Origin of the sequence: Streptomyces sp. NBC_01426, assembly GCF_036231985.1 — a bacterium.
GTDB lineage: Bacteria > Actinomycetota > Actinomycetes > Streptomycetales > Streptomycetaceae > Streptomyces.
Genome location: NZ_CP109502.1, coordinates 444,860 through 457,080, shown reverse-complemented (window position 1 = coordinate 457,080; position 12,221 = coordinate 444,860). Strand labels below are relative to the sequence as shown.

Annotated in this window: 11 protein-coding genes and 1 pseudogene; 5 read left to right on the top strand and 7 right to left on the bottom strand. The window is 67.5% G+C overall.

The window, feature by feature from the left end; genetic code table 11:
- Positions 1-4 precede the first annotated feature (4 nt).
- The 4 genes and pseudogenes from OG906_RS40670 to OG906_RS40655 all read right to left on the bottom strand — a co-directional run bounded on the left by OG906_RS40670 (position 5) and on the right by OG906_RS40655 (position 3,919).
- A complete protein-coding gene (locus OG906_RS40670) occupies positions 5-892 on the bottom strand; it encodes a hypothetical protein (protein WP_329449204.1) in 888 nt (295 codons plus the stop codon).
- Positions 893-894: 2 nt separating this feature from the next.
- Positions 895-1,503: a papain-like cysteine protease family protein gene (locus OG906_RS40665; protein ID WP_329449160.1), complete on the bottom strand. Its 609-nt coding sequence runs from the start codon at positions 1,501-1,503 to the stop codon at positions 895-897.
- Between the two features lie 790 nt (positions 1,504-2,293).
- Positions 2,294-3,497, bottom strand: a pseudogene (locus tag OG906_RS40660) (IS3 family transposase).
- 50 nt (positions 3,498-3,547) lie between these two features.
- Positions 3,548-3,919 carry a hypothetical protein gene (locus OG906_RS40655; protein ID WP_329449203.1) on the bottom strand — a complete coding sequence of 124 codons (372 nt, stop codon included), beginning with the start codon at positions 3,917-3,919 and terminating at the stop codon, positions 3,548-3,550.
- Between the two features lie 498 nt (positions 3,920-4,417).
- On the opposite strand from OG906_RS40655, the gene OG906_RS40650 reads away from it, so the two are divergent.
- Positions 4,418-4,585: a hypothetical protein gene (locus tag OG906_RS40650; protein ID WP_329449202.1), complete on the top strand. Its 168-nt coding sequence runs from the start codon at positions 4,418-4,420 to the stop codon at positions 4,583-4,585.
- Here the strand turns inward: OG906_RS40650 and uppS are convergent.
- Together uppS and OG906_RS40640 are read right to left on the bottom strand one after the other, a co-directional pair.
- On the bottom strand, positions 4,552-5,322 hold the full coding sequence (gene uppS, locus OG906_RS40645) for a polyprenyl diphosphate synthase (RefSeq protein WP_329449201.1): 771 nt from the start codon (positions 5,320-5,322) through the stop codon (positions 4,552-4,554). The genes OG906_RS40650 and uppS overlap by 34 nt on opposite strands.
- A gap of 112 nt (positions 5,323-5,434) precedes the next feature.
- On the bottom strand, positions 5,435-5,980 hold the full coding sequence (locus OG906_RS40640; RefSeq protein ID WP_329449200.1) for an EF-hand domain-containing protein: 546 nt from the start codon (positions 5,978-5,980) through the stop codon (positions 5,435-5,437).
- An 800-nt stretch (positions 5,981-6,780) separates the two neighbouring features.
- On the opposite strand from OG906_RS40640, the gene OG906_RS40635 reads away from it, so the two are divergent.
- Positions 6,781-7,977: a cytochrome P450 gene (locus tag OG906_RS40635; protein ID WP_329449199.1), complete on the top strand. Its 1,197-nt coding sequence runs from the start codon at positions 6,781-6,783 to the stop codon at positions 7,975-7,977.
- 6 nt (positions 7,978-7,983) lie between these two features.
- On the opposite strand, the gene OG906_RS40630 is transcribed toward OG906_RS40635, so the two are convergent.
- A complete protein-coding gene (locus OG906_RS40630) occupies positions 7,984-9,240 on the bottom strand; it encodes an IS256 family transposase (RefSeq protein WP_329449198.1) in 1,257 nt (418 codons plus the stop codon).
- A gap of 396 nt (positions 9,241-9,636) precedes the next feature.
- On the opposite strand from OG906_RS40630, the gene OG906_RS40625 reads away from it, so the two are divergent.
- Genes OG906_RS40625 through OG906_RS40615 form a run of 3 tightly spaced genes read left to right on the top strand, consistent with a single transcriptional unit; the run spans position 9,637 to position 12,211 of the window.
- Positions 9,637-10,572: an aldo/keto reductase gene (locus OG906_RS40625; protein ID WP_329449197.1), complete on the top strand. Its 936-nt coding sequence runs from the start codon at positions 9,637-9,639 to the stop codon at positions 10,570-10,572.
- A 38-nt stretch (positions 10,573-10,610) separates the two neighbouring features.
- Positions 10,611-11,033, top strand: a complete 423-nt coding sequence (locus OG906_RS40620) for a nuclear transport factor 2 family protein (RefSeq protein WP_329449196.1) — start codon at positions 10,611-10,613, stop codon at positions 11,031-11,033.
- A 41-nt stretch (positions 11,034-11,074) separates the two neighbouring features.
- Complete coding sequence (locus OG906_RS40615) at positions 11,075-12,211, top strand: type III polyketide synthase (protein WP_329449195.1); 1,137 nt, start codon at positions 11,075-11,077, stop codon at positions 12,209-12,211.
- The last annotated feature ends 10 nt before the right edge of the window (positions 12,212-12,221 follow it).

Below are 12,221 nucleotides of genomic sequence, written 5' to 3'. Positions count from 1 at the left end.
GTTCTCAGGTAGGCCCAGTGGGTTTCCGGCCGTGGCGGAAGGCTGCTAGGCCCGTGGCGAGGAGGGCCAGGGCGGTAGCGGCGGCGAGGGCGGCCGGCAGCGCGGACGACGGCTCCAATTTCGCGTGGTCCGCGCGTTCCTTGGGGGTGGCTGCCTGCGGGTGCGGGGCGGTGCCGAGGGCGCCGCCGCCGGCGAGGCCCGACACATCGTACGGCGAGCCCGGGAGCAGGTCAGCGTAGCGGGCGGCCACCTGCTGCCGGTAGGCGGTGGTGGACAGGCTAGTCGTGCCGAGGACCCGGGCCGCCTCGGCGTGGAGCGGTTCGACACGGTCGCCGGACCAGGCGTACCAGGTGTTGGTCTGCGGCTCACGGAAGGCGGTCCGATCCGGGCCTGCGGCGTGGGCATACCGTTCCTCCTCGTCACCGGAGCCGATGGAAACCACCTGCCAGCCTCTCTCCGTCGGGGCGGTACGGATGGTCGCCGTCCGGCCGTTCGCCCCGGTCACCGTGGTCGCGGCACCCTCGGGGCGGTTGGGCGGCGCCCCGGGCACGCCGCGCACGAAATCGGGATTCAGGACGTATACGGCTAGGGTGGCACCCAGCCGGGTCGGCCCCGCGGCGCCATCCACCGCCCCGCTGCCGTCCGGGCCCGGGAGACGAGCGCCGGACGCGAGGCGCTGCTGGTCGACGGCGAGGAACGCCTCGACCTTTCGGAGCGAAGTCTGTGCACCGGCTGCCCGGCCGGCCAGGGCCAGGTCTACCGGCGATGCGCCCTCCGCCGCTGCTGCGGTGGGCGCGGCGAGCGTCAGGCAGGCGAGGGCGGTCGCGGCGGTGGGAACGGCCAGAAGCCCAGATAGCCGCAGGTGATGGTTCCCCGAAGCGTGTGCGGTCATGGTCATCCCTTCCCGATCTCATAGAGTGAGTGGGTCCACCGGAAGGCGTTGTTGTCCAGATAGTAGTTGTGCGAGCCCCAGTTGTAGCGGGTGTAGGAGGGCCACGGGTCGCCCCAGTAGACCCATTGCTTCGCCTCGTCGTAGCCGTAGATGACGTGCATGTGCCCGCCGCCGGAGGTCCACAGGACCCGGGTCTCGATCGGGCGGCCCGCGTCGATTTCCGCCTTGACGGTGCTGTAGCGCAGCCAGCCGGTCACGTACCGGCCCGGTGCGATCCCGGCCCAACGCAGGGCCCGCTGGACGTTGCCCAGGTCGGCCTGGTTGTTGGGGCACTCACTGCCCTGCCGGCGATCGAAGGCGGCATTGCAGAACGCGTTCTGCGTGTGCTCCTTGCCCAGTTGGTTGGCGATGGTCGAAGCAGCCGCGGCCCAGCACCAGTTGGTCTTTTCCTGTTTGCGCATGGTGATGTCGATGCGTACGGGGGCGGCCCGCGCCGTGCCGGTGGCGGCGACGGTGGCCGCGCCGACGAGCGCGGCAAGCAGGAGAGAGCCGAGCCGGTGGGGCCGCTGTGGGGCGCGGGCAGCGCCCGGCCTGGTGGTGTGTTTCCGCATGGGGGCGTCCTTCCGCGGGGACCCGCCGCGCGGGCCTGGGTGTTGTGGGGAGACTTGAGTGAAAGCGACGCTACCGCCGACCCAGAGCAGCCGGGCATGCCTGACGGAACTTCCCTCGGCATATGACGCGTTCCAGTCCCTGTGGCACGACGTTACGCGCCTCAGGGGCACCCCCTACCGTCCAGACAGGTGAGAAGCCCGCGCTGGCCGCGCACGGATGCCTCCTCGCCAGGATCGGAGGCCTCGCAGCATCGCCCACTGAGTGCCGGACTTGCCGATCTTCATACGGTCCGACACCTCAATGAGCTTCTTCGAGTTGGCCACCGATCGGGTGACGCTGCTGGAACGTCTGCGCAGGTCAGGTTGACGTGCTGCTTCTGTTCCGAGCCCAACTCGAAGAACATCAATGGCAGGGGGGCCCGACGCGGCGCGTACGACGGGTGTTGGCCAGGACTCACCCGTAGGACAAGTCCTGGAGGCTTACGGCTTTGGGTGAAATTGGGGTCCTGGCATGTTGGCCTTGCCGTTTGGCTGGTGTGTGATCAGCGGGGCGGGCAGGTCGGTCGACGAGGACCAGTTCCTTGCTTGTCTTGTGTCGCATGACCCGGAGGGGGGTCTGTACGGTCAACGGCTCTGTCTCACATTCGGGATGCTGTTGGTGATCTTCGCTCGGTGGGGTGAATCGTGCTCGGCATGCTGTTCGTGCTGGCGGTTATTGTGCTGCTGTTGTCGGGCGGGGTGATTCTGCCGGTCGGAGGGGGGGGCCTTGACCCCGGATCCTGGACACGGGTTATGCGGCTTTGGCCAGCGTAGTTGATGTTGTTGTGGTGGCGGTTTCGTAGGCGATGGGGCTGCGTTGTCCGAGGTGTGAGTGCCGGCGGCGGGTGTTGTATCGGTTGAGCCATCGGAAGGCGTCGAGGCGGGCCTCGCGTTCGGTGGGCCAGCTCTTGCGGCCTTGGAGCGTCTCTCGTTTGAAGGCGGCGTTGAAGGACTCGGCGAGCGCGTTGTCCGCCCGCTGGATCCGATCGCGCCCATGCTCTGTCTCACCCCTGCTGACCTGCAAACTTCGGCGAAGGATCTGCTTGTGTACTGGGCTCCGTGGTCGGTGTGCATGATCGCGCCGGCGAGGCTGCCACGGGTTCGTTTCGCCGCGGTGAGCGCGTCGGTGACGAGTTCGGTTCGCATGTGATCGGCGATGGCCCAGCCGGCGAGGCGGCGTGAGGCGAGGTCGATGACGGTCGCGAGGTAGCAGAACTTCCCGCCGTCGATGGGCAGATAGGTGATGTCGCCGACGTACTTGGTGTTCACCTCGACGGCGGTGAAGTCACGTCCGAGGAGGTCCGGTGCCTTCGCCGCGGCGGGGTCCGGCGTCGTGGTCCGGTGCCTGCGCCGCAGCCGCACTCCGGCCAGATCGATGCTCCGCATCACACGGGCGACCCGTTTGTGATTGACGCGTTCGCCTTCGTCGCGGAGCTCGGCGGTGATCCTGGGAACGCCGTAAGTACCGTCCGAATCGAGGTGCACGACCCGTATCCGAGCTGCGAGTCGGGCATCGGCGTCCCGCCGGGCGGCCCGGTCACCCGCCGTCGAACGCCAGTAATAGAAGCTGGAACGGGAGATCCCCAGAATCTGGCACAGCCGCTTCACGCCGTGGCGGCGCTGGTGGTCGGCGACGAACTGGAAGCGGTTCACCAGCGCGTCTCCCCGGCGAAATACTTCGCCGCCTTCCGCAGGATCTCGCGTTCCTCCTCGAGCTCGCGGATCTTCTGACGCAGAGCGGCGTTCTCCGCCTCGATCGGCGTCGCCGGCTCCGCGGAGGCTTGGGAACGGTGCCCCCGCGGTCGGCTCGCGCCGGCCGCCCTGACCCAGTTCCGCAACGTCTCCGGGTTGATCCCCAGATCGGCGGCGATCTGCCGGATCGTCGCTCCCGGCCGCGACTCGTACAGTGCGACCGCATCCGCCTTGAACTGCGGCGGATAGTTCTTCATGACCACGAGATGTCCATCCTCAGATCCACAAGATCCAGTGTCTCGCGTGTCCAGGATCAAGGGTCAAGGCCCAACGGCTCGTCGAAGCCATCGGCCGCGAAGCCGCCTACCTCGCCGACCAGCGCCCCGGCCAGGCAGCTGAAGCACTCGAAACCCTCGCCCGCGCCTTCACCCTGGCCACCTCGGGCGCCACAGCCACAGCCACCCAGGCAGCACCCATCCGAAGCCGGGTCCTCGAAGAGCTTGCGCATCCGAACGGATCCCCGATCGGAGACGACTACATCGTCGTCGATCCTCCCCGACCCCACCAAGCCCGTCGCCAACCGCAGCAGAAACGTAATCGCCGAGAAGTCTTTCGGTGCCCCGCCATCACAGGAGAGAACGTCTCCCTCGCCCGCGAGCTGGAGCTGGAGCTGGAAGAAGAACACCAGTAGACCGAGAATACGGGTGCACAAAGAGTCCCGAGCGGCTCGCCCAATCATGTCGCGGGACCCCGGCTCGTCGCGCAATCGGCAGCCGCCACGCGCGCATCTGTAAGGGCGGGCCTTCAGGTCACCACCAGTGGCCGACGCCGTCCTCCAGGTCCGCCATACAGGCCGTCTCCCGGTCGTAGTCGTCCGGGCTGTGACACGTACAGATGCCGCCCTCGCGGGTGAGGCTCCCGCAGCGGTCCCCATGGTGGAGGGGGCGGGCCGGCTCCGGCCCGCCGGGGCCGGCCGGGGAACGAGAACGGCGGCGGTGACTCCCGCGAATTCGGCTCTGATGCCCTTGAAGGTCCGGCCCTCCCAGCCCTTGCATTCCTCGCAGCCTCCGCCGGGGAAGGCGCCGGGGCAGTCGTACATGTGTCTCAGCAGCGCGCGGCCGCGACACCTACGCGCTGGATACCTGTCTGGCACTGGACTCGTTCACAGGGCATGAAGCCCTTCATGAAGTCGTTCACCACGGCCGGAACGGTCATCCCGGCAGCACTCGTACTCGGTGCGGCCCCCGCAGCCCAGGTCGATATCGAAGTCAACGCCAACGTCGTCAACACCAGCTTCCTCCAGAAGATCGCCGGCCATCATCCGCTCATCCTGCGGGTCCGCTTCTCATAGGCCCAAAGGGCATGCAGGAAGTCGGCCTTCGTGAAGTCGGGGAACAAGGTGGGACAGAAATGAAACTCGGTCGAAGCGATGTGCCACGGGGGAACATGGGACAGACGCTGGTCGCCCCCCGTCCTGATCATGAGGTCGATGTCGGGCTGCCCGTACATGAACAGGCGCCTGGAGATCGCCTCGGCCGTGATGGACGATTCGTCGACCGGCTGCCCGGCAGCCACGGCCTGAAGGTCACGGACCAGCTCCCGGACGGCGTGGGCGACTTCTTCGTCCCCGTTGTAGCCATACATCACGTTGAGGGTCAGACCCGGGGCCTCACGGGTGGCGTCCACCGCCTTGTCCAGGGCGGCGAGCACCGACTCGTCGCAGTACGGACGGAAGCCGACATGCCTGATCTTCCAGGCTCCGTCCTGCGCGAGACGCTCCAATACCTCGGCCGTCGCCTGGTGCACCACCTGGATCTCGGACGCCGGACGCCTGGCCACGTTGAACGTGGACAGCACCCCCCAGCTCAGCGATGAGGTGCCCACCTCACTGCACCAACGCGCGATCTCCTCGATTCGGCCGAACCCCCGCCGGTACCCGTCCAGGACGCTGCGCCCGCTGATCCGCGCCCAGCGCCGGTTCCCGTCACCGTTGACGAAGACGTGCCGGGGAGCGGCCGCGAGGTCCACAAAAGACGCCAGCGAAGGCGACTCGTGTGCCGCTCCTGCTTGTGGTTCCGTGCCTTGCACTGCTCTCTCCTCTTATGCAACTGGCGTTCGGGTCAGGTGAAAGGCGGCGCTCGTTTGCGTGGCACCCACAAGGCGCGTGGCACCGGCAGGTGAGCAGCCGGGTGGTGGGGGGTCAGAGCTGCCCGAAGAGGTGGTTGCTGACGGCGTCCGGGTCGTCGCTGAGGTAGAACTCGCGGGCGGCGGCCACCAGCTCCTGCGCAGTCAGGCTTCCGTCGCCGTCGGCGTCGTTCTGAAGGAAGGACCGGTTCGACTGTTCCTCGCTGACACCGGCCAGAGCACCCAGACGGATGAACTCCCCCCGGCTCAAGACACCGTCACCATCAGCGTCGGCCAGGTTGACGACCGCCTCCATGTGGGGCCGATAGGTGCGGTCGAAAGAGTCACCAGCGCGCACGCGGCCGGTGACCGTGGAAACGAACTCCTCACGACTGACCTTGCCGTCACCGTCGGCGTCCATCGGCTTGATGAACCCCTCCCAGAACTCCAGGTAGGTCTTCACCACGGCCTGCGCCTGCGGGCTGTCGAAGGCGCTGGTGAACCCCTGGACCAGGCGGTGGGCGAGGGCCTCGAAGTCCTCTCGCTCCAGATACCCGTCACTGTCGGCGTCCAGCAGATCGAAGCGGCGGTTGAGCTTGGTGGTGTGCAACGCGGCAGTCATAGGGCCTTGCCTCTTTCTCGAACCGGTACATGCGGTGTCCGCATGCCGCAGGGTGCTCCCACAGGTAATTCTGCAAATGCGCACAGTCACGGGAGAGGGCGCCGCGGGGCCCGGGCCCGGAGATCGCGGCGAGGTCGGTGCTCTCGGGGCTGGGGTGTGCCGTCGGACATGGTCTCTCCTCACAGGACGGCACGCCGCCTTCCTGATCAGAGCGTTCCATCGGAGATCACCGTGGGTCGGGCACTCCCGTGGGAACGGCTGAAAATCTGACGATGGCGCGAACACTCCGAACGATCCCTGCAGGCGAACACCCACCGATCTGCCGGACACGCGTCCCGGTGGACGCCACCGCAGGAATCGCGTAGAGGCGAGGGGGCCCATTCTCCCAACAGCGGCGGAACCGCTGCACCCGCGGAAGCGCTTGCGCCTAGGGGGCCGCCAGGTTCGCTACTGCTGGTCACATCGACACGCCCGACGGCGTAGGCGTGGAATGGAGTGAATGTGCGCTCCGGGAGTGCTGTCGTGCGCCCCCGCGTGCACGGATGAACGGCTGACTGGTGGGCATCTCGTTTGCGAGCGGCGTGGTAGGGGTGTGCCTGCAGGGGTTAGGAAACGTTCGGTGGCTCGTCGCGGGGCTGGGCGGACGGCTCGGTGTGCTGCCGAAGAGGTATCGGGGGGAGTTGGCGCGGTGGGGGCTCAGCAGGTTCAGCAGGTTCAGGGCGGTGTGCCGTGGTTGAGTCACGTGCCCCAAATGGTGTGTGATCCTCTCGCCTTTCTCAGCTCTCTGTGGGGAGGCGGTAGTGAGGGTGCAGCTCGCCGGGCGTGTGGTGTATGTGGTCAACGCGGCGGAGGCGGCCCACCGGGTGCTGGTGTCGTCGGTGTTCGACAAGGGCGGGCCGTTCATGGACACGGCGCGGGTCCTGGTCGGCAATGGTGTGATCACCTGCAGCAACGCCGACCACCGGCGTCAGCATCCGGTGATGCGGCCTGCGTTCCATCGTGACCAGGTGGCCCAATACGCCCCGCTGATGGTTGAGTGCGTCGCGCAGGTGGTCGGGGGGTGGCGTGAGGGTGAGTTGCTGGATGTGGAAGCGCGCATGTATGGGCTGGCGGCGCAGGTGGTGGCTCGGACTCTGATCGCTGCCCCGACCGGCCGGAGGGCAGCGGACACGATGGCCTCGGCCCTGCCGGTGCTGCTGGAGGGTATGTTCCGCCAGTTGCTGGTGCCCTGGCCGCTGTTGCACCGCCTTCCACTGCCGGCCAACCGTCGTTTCCGTCGGGCGCAGGTCCGCCTGGAGCTGGCCGTGGGTGAGGTGATCGCGCAGTACCGGGCCGGCGAGGCGCCAGGGGACGACTTGCTGTCCTTGGTGATGACCACTGGCGACGGCGATGGCCGCCCGCTTGACGACACCGAGGTACGTGATCAGGTCCTGTCCGTGCTGGCCGCGGGCGTGGAGACCACGGCGTCCCTGCTCGCCTGGACCCTGCACGCCCTGGCCGACCACCCGGACGTGGAGGGCCGGCTGTGGGCCGAGTTGGACCGTGAGCTCGCCGGACGGGCTCCCGCCTTCGCCGACATCGAGCGCGTGTCCTACACCCGTCAGGTCCTCACCGAGGTGCTGCGGCTGTGGCCACCGACCTGGATGCTCAGCCGTGTCGCCCTGGAGGAGACTGTGCTCGCCGGTTTCACCGTTCCCGCGGACGCAGATGTGATCATCTCCCCCTACGCCCTGCATCGGGACCCCGGCGTCGTCCCCGCCCCGGAGCTTCTGGACCCGGACCGGTGGCTGCTCGAACGCGTCACCCCCGCCCAGCGCCAGGCGTTCATGGCCTTCGGCGGCGGGCGCCGCAAGTGCCTGGGCGAGCACTACGGCATGACCGAGACCGTCCTTGCCCTCGCCGCGATCAGCAGCCGCTGGCAACTACGCAAGGCCGACACCACCGCGCTGCGGCCCCTGCCCCGTTTGAGCAATAGTCAAGAGTTGTGGATCAGTTGAGGTGGTTCATGCCGCGAGGGTCTCGTCTCGTTCGACGAGGTGTCCGTTCTCGAACCGGTTGCCGGCTCGGACGAGGGCGACGAGGTGGGGTGCGGTGACCGCCCGCCACCGCTGCTGGGCGGACTCGACGAGTTTGAAGACCATGGCGAGGGCGGCGGTGGGGCTGCCGGCGCCGCGGGTGACCTTGGTCCGGAGCTTGACCGTGCTGAAGGTCGACTCGATGGGGTTCGTGGTCCTCAGGTGGATCCAGTGCTCGGCGGGGAAGTCGTAGAACGCCAGGAGCTCGTCGACCTCGCCGGTGATCTTCACCGCGGCCTTGGGCCACTTCACGCCGTATGCCTTCTCGAACGCGGTGACCGCCTTCTCGGCGTGGTTGCGGTCTTCGGCGTTGTAGATCTCCTGGAGCGCCTTCTTCGCGCCGGGCTGCGCGGACTTCGGTAGCGCGTTCATGACATTACGGGTTTTGTGAACCCAGCACCTCTGGTGCCTGGCCTGTGGGAACACCTCGGCCAGGGCCCGCCACAGTCCCCTTGCCCCGTCGCCGGCCACGAGGACCGGGTCGCGCATGCCGCGCCGGCGGCAGTCCCGCAGCAGATCCGCCCAGGACTCGGTGGACTCCCACAATCCCTCGGCGATCGCGATCAGCTCCTTGGTTCCGTCGACGCGGACGCCCATCAGGACCAGCAGGCACGAGTGCGCCTGGGAGAGCCGGATCTTGGGGTGGATGCCGTCGGCCCACACGTAGACGTAGTCGGACCCGGCCAGGTCACGAGCCTGGAAGGCGGCATGCTCAGTCGTCCACTGCTTCATCAGCCGGGTCACGGTGGCCGGCGACAGACCGGCGGTACTGCCCAGGAACTGCTCGAGCGCGGGCACGAAGTCGCCCGAGGACAGGCCGTGGAGGTAGAGCAACGGCAGGACCTCGCTGACCTTCGGGGACTTCCGGCACCACGGCGCGAGGATCTTCGAGGAGAACCGTTCCCGCTCACCCGTTGCGGCATCCACACGCCGGTCGTTGACCCGCGGCGCCGCCACCTCCACGGGCCCGGCCGCGGTGGTCACCGTCCTGGGCCGGTGGCGGCCGTTGCGAACCACCAGCCGCCGGCCCGCCTCGTCGCACTGGCCTGCGAGTTCGGCCATGTACTGCTCAACCTCCGCCTCCAAGGCTGCCGCGAGCATCCGCCGGGCACCTTCCCGGACGATCTCGTCGATCAGAGAGGTACCACTCTCGGTGGTGCCGTCTTCGTTGACTACGCTGAGCACGCGCGTGCCTTCCCGACCCGCGTTCGTAGCGCGGGCCTATTCGGTGACCTTGAGTCGATCACCCGGGAAGGTACGCCCTCCGCATCTCACGAGGCACCCCACCCCCGGACTGATCCACAGGTTCCGAGCATTGCTCGTTGGCGGCCGGGAGCAGGTGATGCCGTTGGGATCTTCACGACGGGTGCCGCTTGTCCGATGGGCCGTTCGGGTGGAATCCGGATGGCGGGCCGGGGATGCGATGAAACGGCCTTTCCTTTGATGCATCGTCATGAGAGCAATACATTCGGGTGCTCTGCCTGGGCCGGGACCAGCCTTTGAGTGCTGTCGGCGTTCCGGGCCGCGAGGGCAGCCTCATATTCGGCCTGTAGTAGTCCTTGTTGCCTCGGGAGGCGACCGATGAGCGTGCTCACCACATCCCCCGATCGGATTCGGCTGGGTTCGGATCTTGACGTCGGGCGCATCGGCTATGGTGCGATGCACTTGACCGGGCCGGGAATGTGGGGTCCGTATCCGGATCCCGCTCGTGCGGTCTCCGTGTTGCGGCGTGCGGTCGATCTCGGTGTCGAGTTCATCGACACTGCCGACTGCTACGGCCCGGGCGACAACGAGCGCATCATCCGAGAAGCCCTCCACCCCTACCCTGAGCAGCTCGTCATCTGTACCAAGGGCGGTCTGCTCCGGCGGGGTCCTTCGGACTGGACGCTCCCTGGGCAGGAGTACATTACCCCTCTCGGTAGACCCGCCTATTTGCGCCAGCAGGTGGAGATGTCTTTGCGAAACCTCGGAGTTGAACGGATCGGCCTTTATCAGCTCCACAGTATTGATCCGCTGGTTCCACTGGCCGAGCAACTGGGGGCGTTGACCGAGATGCGGGCCGAGGGAAAGATCCATCACATCGGGATTTCCGGCCAGCCGGAGGTGACCCGCGAAGAGCTTAGCCAGGCAGGCGAGTTCGCGGACATCGTCGCAGTCGAAAACCTCTACAACGTCGCCGACCGTACCGGCGACGCAGCCCTGGACTACGCGGAGCGCAACGGCATGGCGTTCATCCCGTGGTTTCCCCTGGGGCACGGACAGCTCGTCGGTCCCGGCAGTCCGCTGGCCGGTGTCGCCGCGCAATGCGGCGCAAGCGTCTCCCAACTTGCCCTTGCCTGGCTGCTATGGCGTTCTCCAGCCACGCTTCTGATCCCGGGGACGACCTCCATCGCCCACCTTGAGGAGAACATGAAGGCCGCGCGGATCAGCCTCACCAAGGACGACCTGCGGCTGATCGACGCCGCTGTGGCGGGCGGCACCCTGGCGGAGCGGCGCCCGGTCAAGGACAGGGGGTGACCGCTCCGGCGGCGGGGGCGCACCCGCACGATAGCCTCTTGCGGACCCTGTACGAGGACCTCACCCGCATCGGCGACTACACCGCGGACGACGTCGTCTATCACCTCGCCCACCGTGACCTCGGCCTCGACCTGCCCGCCCGGGTCCACGGCAAACAAGCCGTCATCGACAGCGAGCAGGCCCTGTGCCGTTTGACCGATGGCACCCTGAGGGCCTCCATCGACGCGATCGCCGCGAACGACTTCTTCGCGGCCGTGACCGGCACCTTCCACGCCGACGTTGGCGACGAGGCAATCGCCTTCCCCTTCTGCGGGCTGTGGCGCTTCCGCGACAGCCTGATCGTCGAGCACTGGCAAAACGCCTACGACCCGTCCATCCTGCACCGCCAGCTGGCATCCGGGCTGGCACATACCTCCGTCCAGTCCCGGTCGGGCTGCCGACAGGGTGTTTCCCTGGGATGAGTCCCGGCCCCTGTGATCTCTCGTACGAATGTGAGCACCCCATGACGACCAACGGCCAGCTCGCACCGTCGCACCACTCCCGACCCGGCACTCAACCCGTCCACGCCGCTGAGGCCCCGCACACCCGGCCTGTGCTGTGCGTACCCGCCGTCGAAGTGCCCGAGCATGTCATCACCATCGAGGAGTCCCTGGATCTGGCCGCCAGGCTCCACCATGGCCACGAAGACATCCAGCTCGCGCTCCGCCTCATCAAGAACACCGGCGTGCGCAAGCGCCACCTCGTACAGACCATCGAAGCGACCCTCGACCACCCAGGCCTCGAGGAACGCAACCTCGTCTACGTTCGCGAGGCCAAACGCAGGGTCCCCCCAGCAGTGACCGCAGCCCTGGCCAACGCGGGCGTCTGCGCGCGGGAGATCGACGCCATCATCTTCGTCTCCTGTACCGGCTTCACCATGCCCGCGCTGACCGCCTGGATGATCAACACGATGGGGTTCCGGACCGACACGCGGCAAATGCCCATCGCCCAGATGGGCTGCGCGGGCGGCGCATCGGCCATCAACCGGGCCCACGACTTCTGCCTGGCCCACCCCGGCGCCAACGCCCTGATCGTCGCCTGCGAGTTCTGCTCGCTGTGCTATCAGCCAGATGATCTCACCGTCGGCAACCTCCTGTCGAACGGACTCTTCGGGGACGCCGTGGCGGCCGCGGTGGTACGCGGCGACGGACACGGCCGAGGCATGCGCCTGGAATCCAACGCGACCCGACTCATTCCCGACACCGAGGAATGGATCTCCTACGCACTCAAACCGACGGGCTTCCACTTCCTACTCGACCGGCGCGTACCCCACACCATGCAGGACCTCGCCCCCGCCCTCGTACAGGTGAGCGCGGAGCACGGGTGGGACGCCACCGAACTCGACTTCTACGTCATCCACGCCGGCGGCCCACGCATCCTGGATGATCTCTCCCGCCACCTGAACGTCAAACCCGCCATATTCGAACGCAGCCGAGACACACTCACCGACTACGGCAACATCGCCTCCGCCGTCGTCCTGGACACCCTGCGCCGCACAGCCGAAACCGGACTCATCCCCGAGGGCGCACACGGCTTGCTCGCCGGATTCGGCCCCGGCATCACCGCGGAGATCGCCCTCGGCACCTGGACAAACGGCTGACTCCCACACA